At 70.2% G+C, this 23,790-nt stretch carries 23 protein-coding genes; 13 read left to right on the forward strand and 10 right to left on the reverse strand.

Features of this window, described 5'->3' with window-relative positions; all coding sequences use genetic code 11:
• Window positions 1-126: 126 nt before the first annotated feature.
• Together EP757_RS17920 and EP757_RS17925 are read right to left on the reverse strand one after the other, a co-directional pair.
• The gene (locus EP757_RS17920) at window positions 127-804 is read right to left on the reverse strand and encodes a DUF429 domain-containing protein (protein WP_127547521.1); all 678 of its coding nucleotides are present in this window, start codon (window positions 802-804) and stop codon (window positions 127-129) included.
• Window positions 805-812: 8 nt separating this feature from the next.
• Window positions 813-1,322, reverse strand: coding sequence for a glutathione peroxidase (locus EP757_RS17925; protein ID WP_127547523.1), 510 nt, complete (start codon window positions 1,320-1,322; stop codon window positions 813-815).
• A 171-nt stretch (window positions 1,323-1,493) separates the two neighbouring features.
• Here EP757_RS17925 and EP757_RS17930 point away from each other — a divergent pair, with 171 nt between their 5' ends.
• The 5 genes from EP757_RS17930 to EP757_RS17950 all read left to right on the forward strand — a co-directional run bounded on the left by EP757_RS17930 (window position 1,494) and on the right by EP757_RS17950 (window position 7,933).
• On the forward strand, window positions 1,494-2,978 hold the full coding sequence (locus EP757_RS17930) for a glycosyl hydrolase family 18 protein (RefSeq protein WP_127547525.1): 1,485 nt from the start codon (window positions 1,494-1,496) through the stop codon (window positions 2,976-2,978).
• A gap of 63 nt (window positions 2,979-3,041) precedes the next feature.
• Window positions 3,042-4,448, forward strand: coding sequence for a class II 3-deoxy-7-phosphoheptulonate synthase (locus EP757_RS17935; RefSeq protein ID WP_127547527.1), 1,407 nt, complete (start codon window positions 3,042-3,044; stop codon window positions 4,446-4,448).
• Window positions 4,441-5,460, forward strand: a complete 1,020-nt coding sequence (locus EP757_RS17940; protein WP_127547529.1) for a low specificity L-threonine aldolase — start codon at window positions 4,441-4,443, stop codon at window positions 5,458-5,460. Before EP757_RS17935 ends, EP757_RS17940 begins: the two co-directional genes overlap by 8 nt.
• A gap of 41 nt (window positions 5,461-5,501) precedes the next feature.
• Window positions 5,502-7,016 carry an IPT/TIG domain-containing protein gene (locus tag EP757_RS17945; RefSeq protein WP_127547531.1) on the forward strand — a complete coding sequence of 505 codons (1,515 nt, stop codon included), beginning with the start codon at window positions 5,502-5,504 and terminating at the stop codon, window positions 7,014-7,016.
• 11 nt (window positions 7,017-7,027) lie between these two features.
• Complete coding sequence (locus tag EP757_RS17950) at window positions 7,028-7,933, forward strand: IPT/TIG domain-containing protein (protein ID WP_160165815.1); 906 nt, start codon at window positions 7,028-7,030, stop codon at window positions 7,931-7,933.
• Here the strand turns inward: EP757_RS17950 and EP757_RS17955 are convergent.
• From EP757_RS17955 to EP757_RS17965, 3 genes are all read right to left on the reverse strand, one after another.
• On the reverse strand, window positions 7,930-8,796 hold the full coding sequence (locus EP757_RS17955) for a deoxyribonuclease IV (RefSeq protein ID WP_127547534.1): 867 nt from the start codon (window positions 8,794-8,796) through the stop codon (window positions 7,930-7,932). The two genes, EP757_RS17950 and EP757_RS17955, sit on opposite strands and share 4 nt — an antisense overlap.
• On the reverse strand, window positions 8,787-10,778 hold the full coding sequence (pknB, locus tag EP757_RS17960) for a Stk1 family PASTA domain-containing Ser/Thr kinase (protein WP_127547536.1): 1,992 nt from the start codon (window positions 10,776-10,778) through the stop codon (window positions 8,787-8,789). Before pknB ends, EP757_RS17955 begins: the two co-directional genes overlap by 10 nt.
• A gap of 130 nt (window positions 10,779-10,908) precedes the next feature.
• Window positions 10,909-11,748: a hypothetical protein gene (locus EP757_RS17965; protein ID WP_127547538.1), complete on the reverse strand. Its 840-nt coding sequence runs from the start codon at window positions 11,746-11,748 to the stop codon at window positions 10,909-10,911.
• 36 nt (window positions 11,749-11,784) lie between these two features.
• On the opposite strand from EP757_RS17965, the gene EP757_RS17970 reads away from it, so the two are divergent.
• Window positions 11,785-12,135: an Rv2175c family DNA-binding protein gene (locus EP757_RS17970; RefSeq protein ID WP_127547540.1), complete on the forward strand. Its 351-nt coding sequence runs from the start codon at window positions 11,785-11,787 to the stop codon at window positions 12,133-12,135.
• Between the two features lie 18 nt (window positions 12,136-12,153).
• Here the strand turns inward: EP757_RS17970 and EP757_RS17975 are convergent, their stop codons facing one another.
• On the reverse strand, window positions 12,154-13,209 hold the full coding sequence (locus EP757_RS17975; protein ID WP_127554298.1) for a polyprenyl synthetase family protein: 1,056 nt from the start codon (window positions 13,207-13,209) through the stop codon (window positions 12,154-12,156).
• Window positions 13,210-13,250: 41 nt separating this feature from the next.
• On the opposite strand from EP757_RS17975, the gene metF reads away from it, so the two are divergent.
• From metF to EP757_RS18000, 5 genes are all read left to right on the forward strand, one after another.
• Window positions 13,251-14,174, forward strand: a complete 924-nt coding sequence (gene metF, locus EP757_RS17980; RefSeq protein ID WP_127547542.1) for a methylenetetrahydrofolate reductase [NAD(P)H] — start codon at window positions 13,251-13,253, stop codon at window positions 14,172-14,174.
• Window position 14,175: 1 nt separating this feature from the next.
• Window positions 14,176-14,814 (forward strand): CDP-alcohol phosphatidyltransferase family protein, encoded by a 639-nt coding sequence (locus EP757_RS17985; RefSeq protein WP_127547544.1) that lies wholly within the window; start codon window positions 14,176-14,178, stop codon window positions 14,812-14,814.
• A 78-nt stretch (window positions 14,815-14,892) separates the two neighbouring features.
• On the forward strand, window positions 14,893-15,321 hold the full coding sequence (locus EP757_RS17990) for an HNH endonuclease (RefSeq protein WP_127547546.1): 429 nt from the start codon (window positions 14,893-14,895) through the stop codon (window positions 15,319-15,321).
• A gap of 87 nt (window positions 15,322-15,408) precedes the next feature.
• Window positions 15,409-15,873 carry a MarR family winged helix-turn-helix transcriptional regulator gene (locus EP757_RS17995; RefSeq protein ID WP_127547548.1) on the forward strand — a complete coding sequence of 155 codons (465 nt, stop codon included), beginning with the start codon at window positions 15,409-15,411 and terminating at the stop codon, window positions 15,871-15,873.
• A 32-nt stretch (window positions 15,874-15,905) separates the two neighbouring features.
• Entirely contained in the window at window positions 15,906-17,327 is a 1,422-nt protein-coding gene (locus EP757_RS18000) for an MFS transporter (protein ID WP_197725532.1), read from the forward strand.
• Here EP757_RS18000 and EP757_RS18005 read toward each other — a convergent pair.
• Entirely contained in the window at window positions 17,296-18,642 is a 1,347-nt protein-coding gene (locus EP757_RS18005) for an FAD-dependent monooxygenase (RefSeq protein WP_127547550.1), read from the reverse strand. The genes EP757_RS18000 and EP757_RS18005 overlap by 32 nt on opposite strands.
• Before the next feature lie 47 nt (window positions 18,643-18,689).
• Between EP757_RS18005 and EP757_RS18010 the strand changes: the two genes are divergently transcribed.
• Window positions 18,690-19,268: a TetR/AcrR family transcriptional regulator gene (locus EP757_RS18010; RefSeq protein WP_232050557.1), complete on the forward strand. Its 579-nt coding sequence runs from the start codon at window positions 18,690-18,692 to the stop codon at window positions 19,266-19,268.
• On the opposite strand, the gene EP757_RS18015 is transcribed toward EP757_RS18010, so the two are convergent.
• The gene (locus EP757_RS18015; RefSeq protein ID WP_370457857.1) at window positions 19,246-19,788 is read right to left on the reverse strand and encodes a TetR/AcrR family transcriptional regulator; all 543 of its coding nucleotides are present in this window, start codon (window positions 19,786-19,788) and stop codon (window positions 19,246-19,248) included. The genes EP757_RS18010 and EP757_RS18015 overlap by 23 nt on opposite strands.
• Before the next feature lie 42 nt (window positions 19,789-19,830).
• Here EP757_RS18015 and EP757_RS18020 point away from each other — a divergent pair, with 42 nt between their 5' ends.
• Entirely contained in the window at window positions 19,831-20,229 is a 399-nt protein-coding gene (locus EP757_RS18020; RefSeq protein ID WP_127547556.1) for a nuclear transport factor 2 family protein, read from the forward strand.
• Window positions 20,230-21,102: 873 nt separating this feature from the next.
• Here EP757_RS18020 and EP757_RS18025 read toward each other — a convergent pair.
• Window positions 21,103-21,846, reverse strand: coding sequence for a succinate dehydrogenase/fumarate reductase iron-sulfur subunit (locus EP757_RS18025; protein ID WP_127547558.1), 744 nt, complete (start codon window positions 21,844-21,846; stop codon window positions 21,103-21,105).
• Window positions 21,846-23,789, reverse strand: a complete 1,944-nt coding sequence (locus EP757_RS18030) for a fumarate reductase/succinate dehydrogenase flavoprotein subunit (protein WP_127547560.1) — start codon at window positions 23,787-23,789, stop codon at window positions 21,846-21,848. Before EP757_RS18030 ends, EP757_RS18025 begins: the two co-directional genes overlap by 1 nt.
• Window position 23,790: the final 1 nt, after the last annotated feature.

Raw genomic sequence — 23,790 nt, forward strand, 5'->3', positions numbered from 1 at the left:
TGCCACTTCCGTAGTGGAGAAACCCGACGCCAGTTTATAAAGGTGACGCTACGTAGTGATCCGCCCAAATGGTGGAAGCGCGGACCGTAGCGAATTCGCTACAATCCACGCCTCCAGCGATGTTGATCAATACCAGATGGCGATCTTGGAGCCGTCGTCCTCCTCGGGCGGGCTCGGATGGCTCAGCGCCGTCCCGGTCGCGACCCGGTGGGCGGTCCAGGCGACCGCGGCGGCGTCCAGGATGTCGTCCGGGGGTGCCTGCCCGGCCGGTCCGAGCTGGTCCGGCAGGACGATCCCGTTGCGGGCCAGCAGCTCCCGGCGCCGGGTCTGCCCACTCCAGGTCTTCTTCGCGTACGGGAGGGGCTCGCCTGCCATGGTGCGGAACGAGAGCTCCGGATGCGCCTCGAAGAGCAGGCCGGGATGGCGTTCCCAGATGGCGTTGGCCTCCAGCAGCTTCGGCCGCAGCGCCCACGACTGGCGGCTCAGCCCGGCCCCGGTCAGCTCGCGGCAGAGCCGGTTCGCCGAGGCGAAGTCCTGCTCGGCCCAGACCGACCGGGGCGGCACCCGGAAGACGCTGCCGCGCCGGGGGCCGAGCTGATCGGCGGCGAGCGTGTCGGCGGCGCGCCACTTGTCCGGGAGCATGCCGAGGGGGATGTCGACGCCGATCACCGCTGCTCCGGAGCTGCCCGCGACGATCTCGTACAGGGTGGAGGCCAGCACCGCGCGCCCGAAGACGCCGTCGCGCAGCTCGACGCCGACCCAGCCGAGCGCGTAGGCGTCGACTCCTATCACGTGGACACTCATCGAAGGATTCAGCCTTCGGTCCGGTCAAGGGCGGTGGCGCGGTGCTGGGAAGGGGGGAGGAGTTTCTCGATGGTCGCCACCAGCTCGGGGTCGTCCGGCTGGGTGCCCGGCTCGAACCGGGCCGCGACCGCGCCGTCCGGGCCGACGACGAACTTCTCGAAGTTCCACTGGATGTCTTCGCCGTCGCCGATCAGCTCCCGGTAGAGCGGGTGCCGCCCGGGGCCGTTCACCTCGACCTTCTCGGTCATCGGGAAGGTGACGCCGTAGTTCACCCGGCAGAACTCGTCGATCTCTTCGGCGGTGCCGGGCTCCTGGCCGGCGAACTGGTCGCACGGCACGCCGACCAGCACCAATCCCCGGTCACGGTAGGTGTCGTAGAGGTTTTGCAGTCCGGAGTACTGCGGGGTCAGTCCGCAGCGTGAGGCCACATTGACCACCAGCACGACCGAGCCGCGGTAACGGTCCAATTCGGTCGCGCCACCGGTGAGGGCGCCAATGCTGACGTCGAAGATGGTCATGATCTAAGACTACGCGCAGTGCCTAGATGAACGCACGCCGTCATCGCCCGCTTCTCGATGTTAAACAGACCTTAAAGGTCCTGACCTCTCTTGACTGTTGTTAATCGATGTGACTACGGTCTCTGCAACCCTCTCTTTGGAAAGTTTCCTAACTGTTGAGGAGACATCCCCGTGCAAAAAACCGCCCGTCGCGCGATCTTCGCCGGCGCGGTCGTGATCGCGGCAAGTGTCGCGGTTCCGGCCGTGTCCGCGTCCGCCGCCGCAGCCTGTGCCCCTGCCTGGAGCTCCACCGCCGTCTACGTGAAGGACAACGTCGCTTCGCAGAACGGCCACAACTACACCGCCAAGTGGTGGACCCAGAACGAGTCCCCGGCCACGAACAGCACCCAGTGGGCCGTGTGGACCGACAACGGCGTCTGCGGTGGCACCACGACGCCGCCCACCACGCCGCCGACGACCACCCCCACGACACCTCCGACCACCACCCCGACGACGCCGCCCACGACGCCGCCGACCACCTCGCCGACCACGAACCCGCCCACGGGCAGCAAGTGGGTCGTCGGCTACTTCGCGGAGTGGGGCGTCTACGGCCGCGGCTACCACGTGAAGAACATCGACACGTCCGGCTCGGCGTCCAAGCTGACCCACATCCTGTACGCGTTCGCCAACACCACCGGCGGCAAGTGCAGCATCGGTGACTCGTACGCGGACTACGAGAAGGCCTACACGGCGGCGGAGAGCGTCGACGGCGTGGCGGACACCTGGGACCAGCCGCTGCGTGGCTCGTTCAACCAGCTCCGCAAGCTGAAGGCGAAGTACCCGCACATCAAGGTGATCTACTCGGTCGGCGGCTGGACCTGGTCCGGCGGCTTCTCGGACGCGGCGAAGAACCCGGCCGCGTTCGCCGAGAGCTGCTACAACCTGGTCGAGGACCCGCGCTGGGCCGACGTCTTCGACGGCATCGACATCGACTGGGAGTACCCGAACGCCTGCGGTCTCTCCTGCGACACCAGCGGCCCGGCCGCGTACGCCAACGTGATCAGCGCCCTGCGCACCAAGTTCGGCGCGAACAACCTGATCACCTCGGCGATCTCCGCGGACGGCAGCAACGGCGGCAAGCTCGACGTGGCCGACTACGCCTCCGGCATCGCGAAGCTCGACAAGGTCTTCCCGATGACGTACGACTACTTCGGCGCGTTCAACGCTCAGGGCCCGACCGCCCCGCACTCGCCGCTGACCTCGTACACCGGTATCCCGCAGGCCGGCTTCAACTCCGACGCGGCAGTGCAGAAGCTGAAGAGCAAGGGCGTCCCGGCCAGCAAGATCCTGCTCGGCATCGGCTTCTACGGCCGCGGCTGGACCGGGGTCACCCAGGCGGCGCCGGGCGGCACCGCGACGGGCGCCGCTGCCGGCACCTACGAGGCGGGCATCGAGGACTACAAGGTCCTCAAGACCAAGTGCCCGGCCACCGGCACGATCGGTGGAACCGCGTACGCCTTCTGCGGCAACAACTGGTGGGGCTACGACACCCCGTCGACGATCGCCGGCAAGATGACCTACGCCAAGAACCAGGGTCTGGGCGGCGCGTTCTTCTGGGAGCTCTCCGGTGACACCACCAACGGCGAGCTGATCACGGCCATCAAGGGCAACCTGTAATCAGCCTTTGAGACGAGGGGCACCGGGCGCAGGCCCGGTGCCCCTCTTCCGTACGCTTTGCCCATGCGCCGAGAGTGGCATCAGCTCAGTCACCCGGGGGTGGGCAACGCGGCCCTGCAGACCTCCCGCCCGTCCACCGACTCCGCCGAGGACGAGGCACTCGGCCTCGATCGCTGGCGCAGTCTGCCGCGCGTGCAGATGCCGCCCTGGCCGGACATGAACGAGGTCGCCGAGGTCTGCAAGGTCCTCGACAACGTGCCGTCGATCGTCGCGCCCTACGAGGTGGACCAGCTCCGGGCGAAGCTCGCCGACGTCTGCGAGGGGCGGGCGTTCCTGCTCCAGGGCGGCGACTGCGCCGAGACCTTCGCCGACAACACCGAGAGCCACCTGCTCGCCAACGCGCGCACGCTGCTGCAGATGGCGGTGGTGCTGACGTACGGCGCGTCGATGCCGGTGGTGAAGGTGGCCCGGGTCGCCGGTCAGTACACCAAGCCGCGGTCGTCGATGACCGACTCGCTGGGGCTGCCGGCGTACCGGGGCGATCTGATCAACTCGCTGGACGCGAACGAGGCGGCACGGGTCGCCGACCCGCAGCGGATGATCAGGGCGTACGCGAACTCGGCGGCCGCCATGAACATGCTCCGGGCGTACCTGGCCGGGGGCCTCGCCGACCTGCACGGGCTGCACGACTGGAACAAGGACTTCGTCCGCGCCTCGCCGGCCGGTGAACGCTACGAGGCGATCGCCCGGGAGATCGACCGCGCCCTCGACTTCATCCGCGCCTGCGGCATGACCGACAACGACGCGCTGCGCACGGTCAGTCTCTACTGCTCGCACGAGGCGCTCGCCCTGGAGTACGACCGGGCGCTCACCCGGGTCTCCGGCGGCAAGGCGTACGGGCTCTCCGGCCACTTCCTCTGGATCGGCGAGCGGACCCGGCAGCTCGACCACGCGCACATCGACTTCATCAGCCGGATCGCCAACCCGATCGGCGTCAAGCTCGGCCCCGGCACCAGCCCGGAGACGGCCATCGAGCTCTGCGAGAAGCTCAACCCGGAGAACATCCCGGGCCGGCTCACGCTGATCAGCCGGATGGGCAACGGCAAGGTCCGCGACGCCCTTCCCCCGATCGTGGAGAAGGTGACGGCGGCCGGCGCCAAGGTCGTCTGGCAGTGCGACCCGATGCACGGCAACACCCACGAGTCGAGCAACGGCTACAAGACCCGCCACTTCGACCGGGTCGTCGACGAGGTGCTCGGCTACTTCGAGGTGCACCGCGGCCTCGGCACGCACCCGGGCGGCATCCACATCGAGCTCACCGGCGAGGACGTCACCGAGTGCCTCGGCGGCGCGCAGGGCATCGAGGACCTCGACCTGCCCGGCCGCTACGAGACGGCCTGCGACCCGCGACTCAACACCCAGCAGAGCCTGGAGCTGGCGTTCCTGGTCGCGGAGATGCTCCGTGGCTGACCTGCGTTCGGACACCGTGACCCGGCCGACCGCCGGGATGCGGGAGGCGATGGCGACCGCGGCGGTCGGCGACGACGTCTTCGGCGACGACCCCACAGTCAACGCGCTGGAGAACCACGTCGCCGCCCTCTTCGGGCACGAGGCGGCGCTGTTCGCGCCGTCCGGCACGATGGCCAACCAGATCGCCCTGCAGCTCGTCGTCGCCCCCGGTGGTGAGCTGCTGGCCGGCGCCGACGCGCACATCGTGACCTACGAGCTGGGCGCCGCCGCCATGCTCGGCGGCATCTCCACCCGCACCTGGAGCCCGGACAGCGCGGCACTCGACCCGGAACGGATCGCCGGGATGATCCGGCCGGCCGGCTTCCCGTCCGTGCCGACCTCGGCGATCGCCGTCGAGCAGACCCACAACCTCGGCGGCGGCGGGGTCGTGCCGCTCTCGGTGCTGCGGGACCTGCGCGCGGTGGCCGACTCGTACGGGGTGGCGCTGCACTGCGACGGCGCCCGCATCTGGCACGCGCACGTCGCCGACGGCGTCCCGCTCGCCGAGTACGGCGCGCTCTTCGACACCCTCTCGGTCTGCCTCTCCAAGGGCCTCGGCGCGCCGGTCGGCTCGGTCGTCATCGGCAGCCGGGAGAAGATCGACCGGGCCCGGGTGATCCGCAAGCGGATGGGTGGCGGGATGCGGCAGGTCGGCATCCTCGCGGCAGCCGGGCGGTACGCCCTCGACCACCACGTGCAGCGGCTGGCCGAGGACCACGAGCGTGCCCACCGGATCGCCGAGGCACTGTCCGTGCACGGCGTGGTGGAGCCGGCCAGGGTGCGCACCAACCTCGTACCCCTGGACCTCTCCAAATCGGCGCTGGACGCGCCGACGCTGGCCGCGGAGGCCGCCAAGCAGGGCGTGCTGATCGCCGCGATGCTGCCGCGGACCGCGCGGCTGGTCACCCACCTGGACGTCGACGACGCCGCGGTGGACCACGCCATCGAGGTGCTGAGCGCCCTGCTCGCCTAGTTTTTCCGAAATAGGCGGCCCCGGCGGCCGATAGGGTCTCCGTGAGGAATCCAACTCGTGCCCGCCGGGGCGCCGCGCTCGTCACCGCCGCGGTCGCCGGCTTCTCAGTGATCGTGGTGCATCCCGGAGTGGTCTTCTCGGCCGCGAGTTCCCCGGCGCCGGATCGGCCCCGGGCGGCGGTCGCCGCCGCTCTGACCGTCAAGAGCCTCACCCCGGCCACCGGCTCGGTGACCGGGGGCACTGCGGTGACCATCCGCGGCACCGGCTTCCTCGGCCTGGACCGCTCGGACCTCGAATCGGTCAAGTTCGGCGACGCCGCGGCCATCCGGCTCGTGGTCAAGTCGGACATCGAGCTGCTGGCGATCACCCCGCCCGGAGAGCTCGGCACGGTCACCGTCACGGTGACCGGATCGGCCGGCGAGTCCGACGCGACCGCCGAGTTCGACTACCGCGAGGCGATCGGCGTCGAGATCGAGAGCGTCGAGGCGAGCGCGGCCGGCGGCGAGCAGATCGTCGGCACCGTGGTCGGCGGCACCGTCGGGGACAGCGTCGCGGCGTTCCGGACGATGAAGTACACCGCGTCGGTCGGCGGCGTGGCCACCACGGCCGCCTGGATCGACGCCACCCACGTGAAGATCACCGTCCCGCCGACCGACACGGCCAAGGCCGCCACGGTGGCGCTCGTGCAGGGCGGCCTGGCCGGCCCGCAGTCCACCGGGACGGTGAACTACTACCCGGTGGTCACCCGGGTCTCGCCGACCAGGGTGGAGGCCGCCGGCGGCGCCACCGTGCAGATCGCCGGCGCCGGGTTCCTCGGCGTGGACGAGTCCGACGCGGACGCGGTGACCTTCGGCGACACCCCGGCGACCTCCTTCACCGTGGAGTCCGGCGGTCAGATCAACGCCGTGGTCCCGGCCGGCGACACCGGCGCCTCGGTAGCGGTGACGGTGACGACCACCAGCGGCGTGAGCCCGGCGTCGGACGCCGCGAAGCTCGGTTACCGCGGGCCGATCAGCCTGGACACCGCGGACGGCACCCAGTTCATCAGGGCCTCGGGCGGGCAGCACACCTTCGCGGTCACCGGCGGCACGCTCGGCGACACCGCGAAGGCGTTCGCCGCCGAGAAGATCATCGTGAAGCGCGGCAATCAGAAGCTGACCACGTCGTACGTCGACGCCACCCACCTGAGGGTGAGCCTGCCGGCCCTGACCGTGGAGAGCGTCTCGCTGACCGTCATGCAGGATCTGATGGCCGGTCCCGCCGTCACCCTCCCGGTCCTGCCGGTGATCACCAACATGTCGTCGGTGAGCGACACCGTGGCGGGCGGCCGGAGCGTGAAGATCACCGTGGCCGGCGCGGGAACCGGGGCCACCGATTTCACCTTCGGCGAGGCGGCGGCCACCTGCACGCCGCTGCCGAAGAGCACCACGATCTACACCTGCATCGTCCCGGCGGCCGTCGAGCCCGGCCCGGTACGGGTCGGCTTCACCGCGGGCGGCGGCGCCGCCAGCCGCTTCACGCCCGCAGCGGCCTTCAGCTACACCGACATCGACTGAGAGGGTCACCCGTGTCCGTACTTCTCCGTGGCGCGGCGGCTGTCGCGGCAGGCGCTCTCGTCCTCGCCGGTGGCGCTGCCGCGGCGGCCCCGGTCACCGCGCTCGCCGGGCGGCCGACCATCTCCGGCATCACCCCGTCCCGGGTCAGCACCGCGGGAGGCAACACCGTGACGATCACCGGCAAGAACTTCGCCGAGGTCTCGTCGGTCACGTTCGGCGGCGCCGACGCGACCTCCTACAACGTCGTCTCCAGCACCAAGATCACGGCGGTCGTGCCGGCCGGCACGAGCGGCGCCGCACCCCTGGTGATCACCGCGGCGGAGGGGGAGACCCTGGTCACCAAGACGACGGTGGTGAACTACCGGACCCCGCTCGGCGTGGACACCTCGGGCAACCCGGTGGCGAAGGCCGGTGGCGGCCCGCTCGTCCTCACGGTCACCGGCGGGACGCTCGGCGCCAACTCCAAGGAGTTCGCCAAGGAGATCGTGTCGGTGCTGTTCAACAAGAACAAGGTCACGGCGTCGTACGTCGACGAGACCCACTTGAAGATCACCGTCCCGGCCGGGATCGCGGAGTCGGCGCAGGTCACCGTCATCCACGATCAGATCCCCGGCGAACCGGCCACGATCACGCTGGTCCCGGTCGTCACCGGCCTCAGCGTGAAGTCCAGCACCCTGGCCGGCGGCGTGAAGACCGTCGTGAAGGCGGCCGGCGCGAACATCGGTGAGGCGACGGACTTCATGTTCGGCGAGAACCCGGCCGACTGCGTGAAGCAGGGCAGCGCCGCCAGCCCGTCGTTCGTCTGCACGGTGCCGGCCGCCGACGAGGCCGGGCCGGTGGTGGTCAGCTTCACTTCGGGCGCCGGCACCGCGAGCCGCTTCACGTCGACGGCGACGTTCTCCTACACCGACAACTAGGGGGTGTCGCGCAGCGACTTGAGCAGCGCGATGTCGGCGGCGTGGCCCTCGTGCTCCACGCTCGGGGTCTCGACGATGATCGGGACCCCGGCGGTGGCCGGGTGGGCGAACAGCTCGGCGAACGGCGCCGCGCCGATCGTGCCCTTGCCGATCGTCTCGTGCCGGTCCCGGGTCGAGCCGCAGGCGTCCTTCGAGTCGTTCGCGTGGACCAGCTGCAGGCGGCCCGGACCGGCCGCCTCGACCAGCGCGTCCAGCGTCTCGGTCATGCCGCCCGGGGTGGCCAGGTCGTGACCGGCCGCCCAGGCGTGGCAGGTGTCGAAGCAGACGCCCAGCCAGGGGTGCTGCTCGACCGCCTCCAGGTAGGCCGACAGGTCCTGCACCTTCGAGGCCAGGCTGCGGCCACCGCCGGCGCTCGGCTCCACCAGCAGCCGCGGCAGGTCCTCGGCGGCGGCCCGGTCGAGCAGCGGCAGCAGCGACTCGTGCAGCTGGTGCATCGCCTTCTCGGCGTGCGCCTCGTCGACCGAGCTGCCGGCGTGATAGACCACCGCGGTCGCGCCGATCGCCTTGCCGCGCAGCAGTGCGTGCTCCAGCGTCGCCACCGAGCGTTCCACGGTCAGCTCGGTCGGCGATCCGAGATTCACCAGGAGCGAGGCATGGATGTACGCCGGAATCTCCCGCTCACCACAGCCGTCCCGGAACAGCGTGTCCTGTTTCGGATCGCCGGGGGGCAGTGCCCAGCCACGGGAGTTGGAGACGTACACCTGGAGGGTCTCGGAGCCGGCCGCGTCGACGTAGGGCAGGGCGGCTTTCGCCAGCCCGCCCGACGTCTTCGTGTGCGACCCGATCCTGCGGTCTAGAAGCACTGGAGCTGCACCACACTCTGCGGCGCGACCTGGGTGTTGCCACCCGGGTTCTGGCCGCGGACGGTTCCGTTGGGGTTGAAGTTGACCTGCACCTGGAGGTTCATCCCCTGCAGCGTGGCCTGAGCCTGCGGGCAGGGCTGATTGGTCAGGTCGGGCACGGTGACCAGCGGCGGGCCGTTGCTGACGTCGAGGATGACGTCGGTGCCCTTCTCCACGCCGGTGCCCGGTTTCGGCGACTGGCCGAGGACGGTGTCCTTGGGCTTGTCGCTGTCCTTGTAGCGCTCGGCGCCGCTGAGGCCCAGGCGGTTCAGCTCGGCACGGGCGTCGTTGATGTTCTTGCCGCTCAGGTCCGGGATGGTGATCGGGGCGCGGCCCCGGCTCAGCACCACGGTGACGGTGTCGCCCGGCTTCAGCTGGGTGCCGGCCTTCGGATTCGTGGAGAGGACCACGCCTTCGGCGGCGGTGTCGTTGTACTGCGGCTTGCCCTCCTTGACCTTCAGGCCGAGGCCCTCCAGCTCACCCTTCGCCGCGGCCAGCTCGACGCCGACCAGGTCGGGCACCGGGTGCACCTCGGGGCCGAGGGAGAGGTTCACCGTGATGGTGTCGCCCTTGATGATCTTCTCTTGAGCGCCCGGGTTCTGGCTGACCACCGAGTCCTTCGGCACGAGATCGCTGTAGACGCCGTCGCCGACGAGGATCTTGAAGCCCTTCTCCTCGGCGTGCGCCTGCGCCTGGGCCTGCGGCATGTTCAGCAGAGTCGGCGCCTCGCTGTAGCGGCCGAGGGTCACCCACCAGGTGCTGCCGATGATGACCAGGGCCATCACCGCGATCAGCGAGGTCAGCACGACCCGGCGGCGGTCGGCGAAGAACCCGCCGGCCGGCTCGGCCGAGCGGCGGTGCGGCGCGGTGCGCTGCCCGCCCTGCTCCGGCAGCCGGGCCCAGGAGGGCCGCGGCGGCTCCTGGCCGCGCTGGTAGACCCCGGCGGGCACCGGCGGCACCAGCGCCGTGGCGTCGGCGGATGGGATGGCCGGGACGATGGTGGTGGCGTCGGCGGCCGGCGGGCGGGACGGGACCTGGCGCAGCAGCGCGGTCTCCACGTTCGCCGCGCCGAGCCCGTCTCGGACCGCCTGGACCTCGCTGAGCAGAGCGCCGGCGTCGGTGGGCCGGGCACCCGGGTCGCGCCGGGTGGCCCGGGCGACGAGCTTGTCGAGCACGGCCGGCGAGCCGGGCACGATCGTCGACGGGGCCGGCACGTCGTTGTCCACGTGCTGCCAGGCCACCTCGACCGGGTCGTCGCCGTCGAACGGCACCCGGCCGGTGAGCATCTCGAAGAGCACGATGCCGGCCGAGTAGACGTCGGTGCGGGCGTCGGCCTGGCCGGTCTGCACCAGCTCCGGGGCGACGTAGGCGACGGTGGCCATCAGCTGGCCCGAGTCGTCGACGGTGCTCGCCTCGATGGCCCGGGCAAGACCGAAATCGGCCACCTTGACCACGGCGTCCACCAGGTTGCTGATGCCGCCGCTGGGCGCCTCGGCGACCAGCACGTTCTCCGGCTTGACGTCGCGGTGGACCAGGCCGGAACGGTGCGCGGCGGCGATCGCGGCGAGCATCTGCTCGAGGATCGCGACGGCCTCGACCGGGGTCAGCTTGGTGCGCTGACTGAGCAGGTCACGCAGCGTGCGGCCCTGCACGAACTCCATCACCAGATAGGGAAGACCCTGGTGACGGCCCTGGTCGTAGACGGCGACGACGTTGGGGTGGCTGAGGCGGGCGATCGTCTTGGCCTCGTCGGTGAACCTGTCGACGAAGTGGACGTTCGTGGCCTGCGACGGGTGAATGATCTTCAACGCGACATCGCGGCCGAGTCGTTCGTCGGTGGCCCGGTAGACGGTCGACATGCCACCACGGGCCACGCGACCGGTGATCCGGTAGCGCCCGTCAATCGTTGTGCCGATCAACGTATCGGCGACTGTGGTGTCCATCGGCGTGAAGTGTATGTGTCTTTCCCGTGGGGGTAGACCAGGATGTCACAGCTGAGTCCAAACGGGTACCTGAACGGCTGTGACCTGCGACGGCTTGCCCCCGACCATCCCCTGCGGCCGATTTATCCGGCTAGTGGCGGTGCCGGCGGCCGGCCGGGGCGTCGCTCCGCGCGGGTGAGACGGCGTCGCTCGGCCGCGCCGACGCGCCCGGATCGGGCGAACTGTCGGTATTTCCGGACGGCTGGGCGGACGCCGAGGGTGACGGACTCGCGGCCGGGGACGTCGAAGCCGGCGCGGTGGGGGTCGGCACCGGCGGCGTCACGCAGTCGCACGGCTGCTCGGCGGCGGTGGTCTTCTCCGGGGCGACGGTGGCCGGGCGCGGATGCCGGGAGGTGGCGGGCGCGGCCGGGTCGCCGGCGCCGGCGCCAGTGCCGGTGCGGGCGCCGGTGCCAGGCCGGGCTTCGGCGCCGAGGGCGGATCGGCCAGCCTGGTCGGCGCCGGTCTTCCCCGCTCGCCGGCCGGCCGGCGACGAGGAGGCGGCCTTCGGGCCCATGCCGGCTTGGCCGCCCCCGGCCTCGCCTGCCGCGCCCGGCTCCCCGGCGCCCGGCTCTCCAGCGCCCGGTTCCCCGGCGACCGGCTGCCCGGCGGCCGCCTTCGGCCGGGCCGTCTCCGGGACCACCCCGCGTGGGGTGCTGAAGATGCTGGTCGCGACGAAGTAGGAGCCGCTCGCGCCGAGGAGGGCAAGGAGGCAGAACACCGTAACCGCGACAAATCGCCGCGGGGGAGAGACATCGGTGCGCACCGGCGACGAGGGCAGGTCGACCATCGAGCCCGGGAACGTGTGCATTCCCGTCGAGGTGACGTCCGGGCCGGTGGCCGGCGGAGGCGGAACCGGGCGCCGCCCGAGGTCGTATCCGACCGAACGCCACGCTCCGGCCGCTTCGTCGCGGATCGTCCGCCACAGGCTCATCAACAGGTCTCCGATCTGGTCTGGCACGCTGTACGAGTGAGCGAACCCGTAACCGCCGGCCCGGCCGGATGGATCACCCTGCCGGACGTGTCCGAGAAGCTCGGCGTGTCGATCAGCAAGGTGCACCAGATGATCCGTGAAGGTCTCCTGCTCGCCGTCCGGCGCGACGGCGTCCGGTTCGTCCCCGCCGAACTGGTGGCGAACGACACCGTCCTGAAGCACCTGCCCGGCGTTCTCACCTTGCTGCACGACGCCGGGTACAACGACGAAGAGGCCCTTCGGTGGCTCTACGAACCGGACGAGGCGCTCGGAGGCAACGCCGCGATCGGTCTCGGCGGCGACCTGGCGCGTGAGGTGAAGCGCCGGGCCCAGACCGCGGGGTTCTGACGAACAGACCGCTGGTCTCTAGACGGACCGTTTGGTGGCGGCCTCGGCCAGGGTGAACAGGACGCCTCGCGCGTCTTCCTCGATCGGGGCCTGCTTCAGCGCGTCGAGGGCTTCGGCCTCGAGGGTGTCGATCCGGGATTCGGTGGCCGCGAGGGCGCCGCTGTCCCGGATGACGGCCCGCAGCCGTGCCACGCCCGCGTCGTCCAGCTCCGGGTCGCCCAGGCCGGCCTCGAGCTCGGCGCGGCCGGTCTCGTCCAGCGTGGCGAACGCGGACGCCACCAGGTAGGTCCGCTTCCCCTCACGCAGGTCGTCACCGGCCGGTTTGCCGGTCTGCGCCGGGTCGCCGAAGACGCCGAGCACGTCGTCGCGCATCTGAAACGCCTCGCCGAGCGGCAGGCCGAAGGCGGCGTACGCGGCGAGGACCTCGGGGCCGCCGCCGGCCAGCGCGGCGCCGAGCAGCAGCGGGCGTTCCACCGTGTACTTCGCGGCCTTGAACCGGGCCACCTTGCCGGCTCGTTCCAGCGAGGTGTCGGCGGTGGCCTGGGTGAGCACGTCCAGGTACTGGCCGACGGTCACCTCGGTGCGCATCTGGTCGAAGACGGTGCGGGCCCGGGCCAGGTCGGCCAGGGGCAGGCCGCAGGTGTGCAGCATCTCGTCCGACCAGACCAGGGCCAGGTCGCCGAGGAGCACCGCCGCGGCGTCGCCGAAGTTCCCCGGGTCGCTGCGCCAGCCGGCCGCGCGGTGCCGGGCCTCATATCGCCGGTGCACCGACGGCTCGCCGCGCCGGGTGTCCGAACGGTCCATCAGATCGTCGTGGATCAGAGCGCTGGCCTGTACGAACTCCAGCGCGCTCACGGCCGCGACGACGTCGTCCGAGTCCACTCCGCCGGCGCCCCGGAAGCCCCAGTAGGCGAACGCCGGGCGCAGCCGCTTGCCGCCGCCCAGCACGAACGCCGACACGGTCGCGGCCACCTCGTCGAGCGCCGGATCGATCTCCAGCAGCCGGGCCCGCTGCGAGGCGAGGAACCCGGCGAGGGCCTTGTCGACCCGTTGACGCAGGCCGGCGAGCTCGATTGGTGAAGTCGTCACGCCCCTGACGCTAGTACAGTGCCTTTGTGTCTCTCGGACTTCCCTCCCGCCTGCCCGGCACCCCGTCGATCGGCGCCCTGATCCGTGAGCCGGCGCCGACGTTCTCGTTCGAGTTCTTCCCGCCGAAGACCCGCGACGGCGAGCGCCTGCTCTGGCAGGCGATCCGTGAGCTGGAGTCGCTGAAACCCAGCTTCGTCTCGATCACCTACGGGGCCGGGGGCACCACCCGGGACACCACTGTCGCGGTGACCGAGCGGGTCGCCACCGAGACCACCCTGCTGCCGATGGCGCACCTGACAGCGGTGAACCACTCGGTCGCCGAGCTGCGCAACGTGATCGGCCGGCTGGCCGGCGCCGGCATCCGCAACGTGCTCGCGGTCCGCGGCGACCCGCCCGGCGACCCGATGGGCGAGTGGGTGCGGCACCCCGACGGCGTGCTCTACGCCGAGGACCTGGTCCGGCTGGTCCGCGAGGCCGGCGACTTCAGCGTCGGCGTGGCCGCCTTCCCGTACAAACATCCGCGCTCCGGCGACGTGGAGAGCGACACCCGCAACTTCGTCCGCAAGTGCCGGGCCGGCGCCGACTTCGCGATCACCCAGATGTTCTTCGAGGCCGGCGACTACCTGCGGCTGCGGGACCGGGTCGCGGCGGCCGGCTGCGACACCCCGATCGTGCCCGGTCTGATGCCGGTGACCCGGATGGCGACGATCGAGCGGGCCCAGCAGCTCTCCGGCGCGCCGTTCCCGCCCGCGCTGCTGCGGCGTTTCGAGCGGGTCGCCGGCGACGAGGCAGCGGTCCGCGAGCTGGGCATCGAGACCTGTGCGGAGATGTGCGCGACGTTGCTCGACGAGGGCGTGCCGGGCATCCACTTCATCACCCTCAACCGGTCCACCGCGACCCGTGAGGTGTGGCAGCGGCTGGCGCCGTCCGAGGTCGCGGCAGCGGCTTGAGGTGACCTGGGACGAATACGCGACGGCCTGGTCGAAGCTGCATGGTGGGTTCGATCCTCGTGCGGCGCCGGGGGTGGTGCGAGGCTGGGTGCTCGCGGCGTACAAGATCGGCTCCTGGCTCGGCGGGAAGCGTGTCTCACCGCTCGCCGTGACCATCGCCGGCGTCATGCTCTGCCTGGCCGTGCCGCTCGCGGCACTGGGCGGACGCGCCGGGCTCGCGATCGGCGCGCTGCTGGTGCTGCTCGCGGCGATGGCGGACGGGCTGGACGGCGCGGTCGCGGTGGTGTCCGGGCGGGTGAGCAGAGCCGGATTCCTCTACGACTCGGTGGCCGACCGGGTGGGGGAGCTGGCGTGGCTCGCCGCCTTCTGGATCGCGGGCGCGCCCGGGCCGCTGGTGGTCGCCGCGGGCGCGGCGAGCTGGCTGCACGAATACGTCCGGGCGCGCGCTGCGGCGGGCGGCATGACGGAGATCGGCGCGGTGACCGTGGGGGAGAGGCCGACGCGGGTCTCGATCGCTTTCAGTGGACTGGTCTTCGCCGTGCTCGGCGTGCCGATGGTCGTTTTCGCCGCCGGCTGGCTCCTGATGCAGCTGATCGGATTCGGGCAATTGATTCTCGTCGCCCGGCGCGCTCTGCGGTGATCGCTTAATCGGTTGTCGGCGGTCGATGCCGGGACCTATTTTCTCCTCAGCTTTTCCTTCTGCTGGGGGTGACTTGTCATGAGTGCGGTGCTGGTGCTGAACGCGGATTACGGACCTCTGCACCGGGTCAGCCTCCGGCATGCGATCCGGATGCTGTTCCGCCAGGTGGCGGTGGTGCACGAGGCGCTGCCGGACGACCGAATAGGTGTCTACCCGATTCCGACCGTGGTGCGGCTGGTCAGCTATGTGGTGACCCGCTGGCGGCGCGGCCGCGGACCGGCCTGGTCGCGGGCCGGTGTGCTGGCGCGGGACGGCCGGAGGTGCGCCTACTGCGGTGGCGCGGCCACGACCGTCGACCACGTGATGCCGCGGTCCCGGGGTGGCCGCAACGAATGGCTGAACACCGTGGCGGCATGCGGAAAGTGCAATAACAAAAAGCGGGACCGGACGCCTCTCGAGGCGCGAATGCCATTGCTGGTGACGCCGATCGCGCCGCTGTGGCACTGAACGGGCGGCCGGCGGGTGTTTCACGGGGACCCGCCGGCCGTCTTTTTTTTATCCGGTTGTGGATTATCCGGCGATAGACTTGGCCGCATGGCTGCTCCTGAGCGCACCCAGCGCGACATCACCGGTCTGCTCAACGCTGCCGGGCACGCCCTCTCCAACCGGCTCGCCGCCGCGCTCGCCGAGGTCGACCTGACCCCGCGCATGCAGTGCGTGCTGCTGCACGCGATGGAGGAGGAGCGCACCCAGATCCAGCTGGCCGCGCTCTCCTTCATGGATAAGACGACCATGGTCAGCACCGTCGACGAGCTGGAGAAGCGCGGCCTCGCCGAGCGCCGGCCGTCGGCGACCGACCGACGCGCCCGGATCATCGCGGTGACCGAGAAGGGCCGGCAGACCGCGTCCGAGGCCCAGGTGATCGTGGACCGGGTGCACGGCGAGGCGCTGACCGGCCTCTCCTCGGCCGAGCAGGACGACTTCATCGAGCTGCTCACGTCGCTGGCCGGCGCGCCGTCGCCCGGACCGATCCGCCGAGCTCGATCTTCTAGTAGATAGTCCGCTACTGGATTATCTGTTAGCGTAGCGCCATGAGTTCTCGTGGTGCGACGCTCGCCGTGCTGAACACGGTGGGCCTGATGATCGTTCTGGACAGCACGATCGTGGCCGTCGCGATCCCGGCCATCCAACAGGACCTCGGCTTCTCGCCGGCGGGTGTGGCCTGGGTGATCAACGGCTACCTGGTGGCGTTCGGCGGGCTGCTCCTGCTCGCCGGCCGCCTCGGCGACCTGATCGGATCCCGCAAGGTCTTCCTGTCCGGCCTGGCCCTGTTCACCCTGGCCTCGCTGCTCTGCGGTTTCGCGAACACGTCCGAACTGCTGATCGCCGGTCGCTTCCTGCAGGGCGCCGGCGGCGCGTTCGCCTCCGCCGTGATCCTCGGCGTGATCGTCCGCCTCTACCCCTCGCCCGGTCCGCAGGCCCGCGCCCTCGGCGTCTTCAGCTTCACCCAGGCCGGCGGCGCCGCGATCGGCTTCGTGGTCGGCGGCGTCCTCACCGACCTGGCCGGCTGGCCCGCCATCTTCCTGATCAACGTGCCGATCGGCATCGCCGCCTTCGTCGCCGGCCTGCGCCTGCTGCCGTCCTTCCCACCGGTCGGCGGCGGCCTGGACATTCCGGGCGCTCTCCTGATCACGGCCGGCCTCTCGGCCGGCGTCTACGCGATCGTGGACGGGGTCCTTCTCGCCGGGGCGGCCGCCGTGTTGCTGCTCATCTCCTTCGTCGTACGCCAGAAGCACGCTGCGAGCCCGCTCATCCCCCTTCGGCTGCTCAGGCGGCCGTGGCTGCTCGCCGCCAACGGCGCCGTGCTCCTGATCGTCGCCGCCGGCCTCGGCTTCCAGTTCGTGAACACCCTCTACCTGCAGAAGATCCTCGGGTTCGACGCGATGCGGACCGGCCTGGCCTTCCTGCCGACCCCGGTGATGATCGGCCTGGTGTCGCTCTTCGCCGCCGCCCGGCTGACGGCCCGGTTCGGCGCGCGCCGGGTGCTGCTGGGCGGCCTGGTGCTGGTGGCGGGCGGGCTGATCGCGCTGTCCCGGCTGCCGGAGTCGCCGTCCTACCTCTACGGCGTCCTGCCCGCTCTCACCGTGATGGGCCTGGGGATCGGGGCGGCGCTGCCGGCCATCATGATGCTGTCCATGGCCGGTGCGTCCGACGAGGACACCGGGCTGATCTCGGGGCTGAACAACACGGCGCAGCAGGCGGGGATGGCCCTCGGGCTGGCGGTGCTGGCGGCCGCGTCAGCCGCGCTGACCTCGTCGAGGCTGTCCTCGTCCTCGTCCTCGTCCTCATCCTCATCCTCGTCGGAGGTCGCGGCTCTGCAGGACGGGTACAGTCTCGCCTTCCTGCTGGCGGCCGGTTTCGTGGCGGGCGCGTTCCTGGTGGCGCTGACGTTGCTGCGCAAGCCGCCGGTCGCGGCGTCCGTCAGTGGGCTATCCGCTTCAGGTAGGCGATGACGTCCTCCGGCTCGCTGCTCACGCAACCCACGTAGTTGTCGGGGCGGATCAAGAACAGGGCGGTCCCTCGTACGTCATAGATCGCTGCCGAAGGCCCACCCAGCGGAAGATGATGCACCCGGACCGACCCCGGCAGGTCCGGCAGGGCAGTGGCGAGGCCGAAGGCGAGCACGGTGACGTGCGGGCCGCGCAGCAGGTCGAAGACGCGCCCACCGGCCGGGAGCGGGGCGTCCGGGGCACGATCGCCCGCCTGGACGTCCCCGGGATCCGCGCGATGCTCGGCCGCCAGGGGACCGCCCCGGTAGTTGAGGGAGAGTTGCCGCAGGATCGGGTCGTCGCGGCGGAACGTGGACGCGCGGTGCAGCGTGGTGCTGATGCCGAGGACGTCGGCGGCGACCGGGAGGCGCTCGGCCTCGTAGGTGTCGAGCAGCTCCGGGTCGCCGGTCGCCAGTTTCCAGCCGAGGTTGTACGCGTCCTGCACGCCCGTGTTCAGCCCCTGCCCGCCGGCCGGCGAGTGGACGTGGGCCGCGTCGCCGGCGAGGAAGACGTTCCCGACCCGGAAGCGGGACGCCATCCGCATGTTCGCGCGGTATTCGGAGGTCCAGCCCATAGCCAGGCCCTGGGGTATGTCGCTGTCCATGGGCGCGGTCAGCTGGAACTGATCGGTTCCGGGCAGCGGGCAGAGGCTGAGCCGGAATGACGACCCGCCGTCCGGCCAGACGTGCCAGTGGTCGCGATCCAGGCCGGTCAGGGTGACGTCGGCGATGAGCATGCGCTCCTCCTCGTACGTCGACCCCTCGAACGCGACGCCGATCGCCTTGCGGACCACGCTGCGCCCGCCGTCCGCGCCGACCAGGTAGCGAGCGGTGATCGTCTCGCCCGTCTGGAGGGTGACGCGGACCCCCGACTCGTCCTGATCGACATCGGTCACGCTGACGCCGTATTCCACCGGAATGCCGTCGGCCAGCAGGGCGGTGGTGCGCCACTGGGGGACCATCAGCATGTTCGGGTACGGAACGGCCTCCGTGGGCTGGTGCTCCTCGTCCATCCGGCGGGTCATCGTGGCGCCGCCGGGCAGGTGGACGAGCAGTGGCGGGTACGGCCCGCCGGCGGCCTGGAAGTCCGCGATCAGGCCCAGGTCGTCGAGGACCTCCAGGGTGCGCGGCTGCAGGCCCTTGCCGCGGGAGCCCTCGGCGGGCGCCGGCGACTTCTCCACGATCCGGAAGGGCACGCCGTGCCGTTGCAGCACGCGAGCAAGGGCGAGACCGGTCGGACCGGCACCGGCGATTACGGTGAATCTTGATTCAGTGAACATGCATTCACCGTAGGGTCGCTGGTAGATTGCCGTCAAGGGGGGTGACGGTGGGGATTCGCCAGGAACAGGCCGCGCAGACCGGGGCGGAGCTCAAGGCCGCCGCGATCCGGGTCTTCGCGCGCAGCGGCTACCTCAACACCAAGATCACCGACATCACCGCGGAGGCCGGACGCGCGACCGGATCGTTCTACAAGCACTTCGCGAGCAAGGAGAGACTGCTCGAATCGCTGCTCGCCGACCTGCTTGCCGAAGGGGACGCCGGGGCCGCCGCCGAGGGGCACTCCACCGACTTCCGCGACCCGGCGGCGATCCGCTGGCACGTCGCGATGTACTGGTCCTTCTTCCGCCGGCACCGCGTGGTGATGACGGCGCTGCGGCAGGCCGCGATCGTCGACGAGGAGTTCGCGCGGCGCAGCCAGGAGATGCTCGACCCCGACGTGCACCACATCGCCGACCACCTGAAAGGGCTCGATCTGCCCGGTGATCCGCTGGTCATGGCGTCGCTGTTCACCACGACGCTGGCGGCCGCGGCGGAAGGCCCTCTCGGCGACCTCCCCGAGGATCAGGCGATCGACACGCTCACGGCTTTCCTGCACGCCGGTTTCACGGCTTCAGTCCCGCGATGACGATGTTCAGGGTGCGTTTGCGCAACTGCTCGTCCCAGCCGCCGGTGAGGGCGCCCTGGCAGAGGCTGACCAAAAGTGCCATCACTTCGGGGAGTTCGATCGTGCGGGAGACCGTTCCGGCGTCCTGAGCCTGCTTCAGTAGTGATCCCACTGTTTGCCGCAGTTGACCCACGGCTTCGGGTAGTTGCAGTTCGACCAGTGCTGCTACTGATCGTTTCTCGGCGGCCTCTTGAAGAATTATATCGAAATATCGGTGCAAACCGTCGGGGCCGCTCAGTTCTTCGGCGGCGGTGATCAGGTTGGCTTGTAGTCGCTTCATGATCGCGGTGAGCAAATCGGCTTTTGTCGGGAAATGTCTAAATATCGTGCCGACTGCCACGCCTGCTCGCCGCGCCACCTCCTCGGTCGAGCCGGCCGGTCCGAGCTCGGCGAAGACCTCCTCGGCGGCGTCCAGGATGCGGGCGCGGTTGCGTTGCGCGTCGGCTCTCAGAGGGCCTTCCCCTTCCGGGTGTCGTCTGATTAAGTCGAGTGACGACTCACTTTAGCGTGGAGGACCGTTGTTGTGACTCCTGAAGAGATCTTCGACCGGATGCGTTCCCGCTGGCTCGCCGGCGAGACCACCTTCACCGCCGACATGCTCACCGACGACGTGGTGGTCGAGACCCCGTTCGCGCCGCCCGGCCGTCCATCCCGGACCTCGGGCAGGGAGCAGGTGCTGGCCTGGACGGAGGCCGGCCGAGCCTCATTCCCGGTCCGCTTCGACGACTGCCGTTCCGTAGTGGTGCACGAGACCGCCGACCCGTCGGTGATAGTCGTCGAATACGAACTGCTGGGCACCCACCTGACCACCGGCGCGACCGCGTCGGCGCCGTTCATCGGGGTGCTCACCACGCGCGAGGGCAGGCTGTCGCACTGGAAGGAGTACCAGCACACCCTGGCGATAGCCCAGGCCCTCTCCTGACCGTTCCGTCAGACCCGGTCTGTAGCTCAGGCACCACTCGACGGCTGGTGAGCTACGGCTCGGCCGGCATTCGCGTCGCCGTGCCGCGATCCCGTCGCTTGCCGCGATTCTGTCCCAGCGGCCGCAGCGAATCCAGGAGGGCTGTGCCCACATCTCGGCCCGCCCTCGCTTTGATCCGCTACGTGACCTGCCGTGTCTGTCGTATCGCGGTCGAGACGGCCTGGGTTGCTTCGAACGTCGGCCGGGTCGCACGTAACAGCTGTGCGGCCGCATCGACGTTATGGATAGCCGTTCTGGCGGCGGCAGGCGCACATGCGACGGCTCTGTTCGGTCCGGTGGCTGCAACGGCGCGAGTGCTGTGTGCGCTGGTGGTCCTTCCGGTCCTTCCGGGCGGCGGTGAGCGCACACATACACGCTGGGTGTGCGCTGACCGCCCTCATGAGGGCGGTCACCTACCGCGGTGCCGATTTGCGTGCGGTCACCTACCGCGGTGCCGATTTGCGTGCGGTCACCTACCGCGGTGCCGATTTGCGTGCGGTCACCGCCCTCATCGGGGCGGTCAGCCACCGCGGTGCCGTTCTGTGTGCGCTCACGGCGGCCCCGGGGGATCATCCCGCTGCGCTGTGGTGCCGTCTTGGATCAAGTCGTCCGGCCGGCGAACCCGAACCACGACACCGGACCTTGGAGTTTCGCGGGTTCGTGGAGTCCTGTGGGTGCTCTGGGCCCCACGAGGTTCCATCAACCGGCCGCCCGAGTGCGTCCTGGCAGGACCCGGGAAAGCCGGACGCCCGGCACGTCGTTGTGCCGGGCGTCTGGAGCTTCGGTACCGAGTGATGGGACACGCCGTTGGGCCCCATCACCGGCAGTTCGCGGTCAGCGGTTGCTGAGCGCCTTGCGGTAATCGCTGTTGAGCCGGCCGATCAGGCTCAGCGGGATGCCCTTGGGGCAGACCTCGGCGCACTCGCCCATGTTGGTGCAGCCGCCGAAGCCGGCGTCGTCCTGGGCCTGCAGCATGTCGATCACCCGGCTGTCGCGTTCCGGCTGGCCCTGCGGCATCAGGCCGAGGTGGGTGATCTTCGCGGCGGTGTAGAGCATCGAGGAGCCGTTGGGGCAGGCCGCGACGCAGGCGCCGCAGCCGATGCAGGTGGCGGCCTCGAAGGCGGCGTCGGCGTCCTTCTTCGGGACCGGGGTGGCGTGCGCGTCGGGCGCGGTGCCGGTGGGGGCGCTGATGTAGCCGCCCGCCTGGATGATCTTGTCGAAGGCGGTGCGGTCGACGACCAGGTCCTTGATGACCGGGAAGGCGGCGGCGCGCCACGGCTCGACGTCGATCACGTCGCCGTCGGAGAACTTCCGCATGTGCAGCTGGCAGGTGGTGGTGGCCTTCTCCGGGCCGTGCGCCACACCGTTGATCACCATGCTGCACATGCCGCAGATGCCCTCGCGGCAGTCGTGGTCGAACGCGATCGGGTCCTCGCCGGAGAGGATCAGCGTCTCGTTGAGCACGTCGATCATCTCGAGGAACGAGGCGTCCGGGGAGATGTCCTTGACGTCGTAGGTGACCATCTTCCCGGAGGAGGAGGGACCGGCCTGACGCCACACCCGTACTTTGATGTTCATTACTTGTAACTCCGCGTGCTCGGGTGGACGTACTCGAAGTTGAGCTCTTCCTTGTGCAGGGTCGGCTTGCCGTCGGCGCCGAAGTACTCCCACGCCGCGGCGTAGGCGAACTGGTCGTCGTGGCGCAGCGCTTCGCCGTCCGGGGTCTGGCTCTCCGCCCGGAAGTGGCCGCCGCAGGACTCCCGGCGGTGCAGCGCGTCGATGCACATGAGCTCGCCGAGCTCGATGAAGTCGGCGACCCGGCCGGCCTTCTCCAGGTTCTGGTTGAGCTCCTCGCCCTTGCCCGGCACCTTCACCCGGGTCCAGAACTCCTCCTTGAGCGCCCGGATGAGGCCGATCGCCTTGGTCAGGCCCTCCTCGGTGCGCTCCATGCCGCAGTACTCCCACATGATGTGGCCGAGCTCGCGGTGGAAGGAGTCGACGGTGCGGTCGCCGTCGATCGAGAGGAACTTGGCGATCCGGTCCTCGACCTCCTTGCGGGCCTCCACGACCGGAGCGTCGGACGCGGTGACCTTGGGGAACGGGCCGGACGCCAGGTAGTTGTTGATCGTGTTGGGCAGCACGAAGTAGCCGTCCGCGAGGCCCTGCATCAGCGCGGAGGCGCCGAGGCGGTTCGCGCCGTGGTCGGAGAAGTTCGCCTCGCCGACCACGAAGAGGCCCGGGATGGTGGACTGCAGGTCGTAGTCGACCCAGAGGCCGCCCATCGTGTAGTGCACGGCGGGGTAGATGCGCATCGGCGTCTCGTACGGGTCCTCACCCGTGATCCGCTCGTACATCTCGAAGAGGTTGCCGTACTTGGCCTCGACCGCCTTGCGGCCCAGCCGGTTGATGGCGTCCGCGAAGTCCAGGTAGACGCCGAGGCCACCGGGGCCGACGCCACGGCCCTCGTCGCAGACGTTCTTGGCGGCACGCGACGCGATGTCCCGGGGCACCAGGTTGCCGAACGAGGGGTAGATCCGCTCCAGGTAGTAGTCGCGGTCCTCCTCGGCGATCTCCGAGGCGGGCTTCTGGCAATCCGCGGCGTTCTTCGGCACCCAGACCCGGCCGTCGTTGCGCAGCGACTCCGACATCAGGGTCAGCTTCGACTGGTGCGAGCCGGACTCCGGGATGCAGGTCGGGTGGATCTGCGTGTAGCAGGGGTTCGCGAAGAGCGCGCCCTTGCGGTGTGCCCGCCACGACGCCGTGACGTTGCAGCCCTTGGCGTTCGTGGAGAGGAAGAAGACGTTGCCGTAGCCACCGGAGGCGAGCACCACGGCGTCACCGAACTCGGTGGTGATCTCGCCGGTGACCATGTCGCGCACCACGATGCCGCGGGCCTTGCCGTCCACGATGATCAGCTCGAGCATCTCGTGCCGGGCGTTCATCTCGACGTTGCCGAGGCCGATCTGCCGCTCCAGGGCCTGGTACGCGCCGAGCAGCAGCTGCTGGCCCGTCTGGCCCCGGGCGTAGAACGTCCGGGACACCTGGGTGCCGCCGAACGAGCGGTTGTCGAGCAGGCCGCCGTATTCGCGGGCGAACGGGACGCCCTGTGCCACGGCCTGGTCGATGATGTTCACCGACTCCTGGGCGAGGCGGTAGACGTTCGACTCGCGGGCGCGGAAGTCGCCGCCCTTCACGGTGTCGTAGAACAGCCGGTAGACGGAGTCGCCGTCGTTGCGGTAGTTCTTCGCGGCGTTGATGCCACCCTGCGCGGCGATCGAGTGCGCGCGGCGCGGGCTGTCCTGGTAGCAGTACGACTTGACGTGGTAGCCCTGCTCGGCCAGGGTCGCGGCCGCGGAGCCGCCGGCCAGGCCGGTGCCGACCACGATGACCGTCAGCTTCCGGCGGTTGGCCGGGTTGACCAGCTTGGCGGCGAACTTGCGACGTTCCCAGCGGGTCTCGATGGGTCCGTCCGGGGCCGCCTTGTCGACGACCGGCTCGCCTTCGGTCCAGAAGTCAGTCATG

It is taken from the genome of Actinoplanes sp. OR16 (assembly GCF_004001265.1).
GTDB lineage: Bacteria > Actinomycetota > Actinomycetes > Mycobacteriales > Micromonosporaceae > Actinoplanes.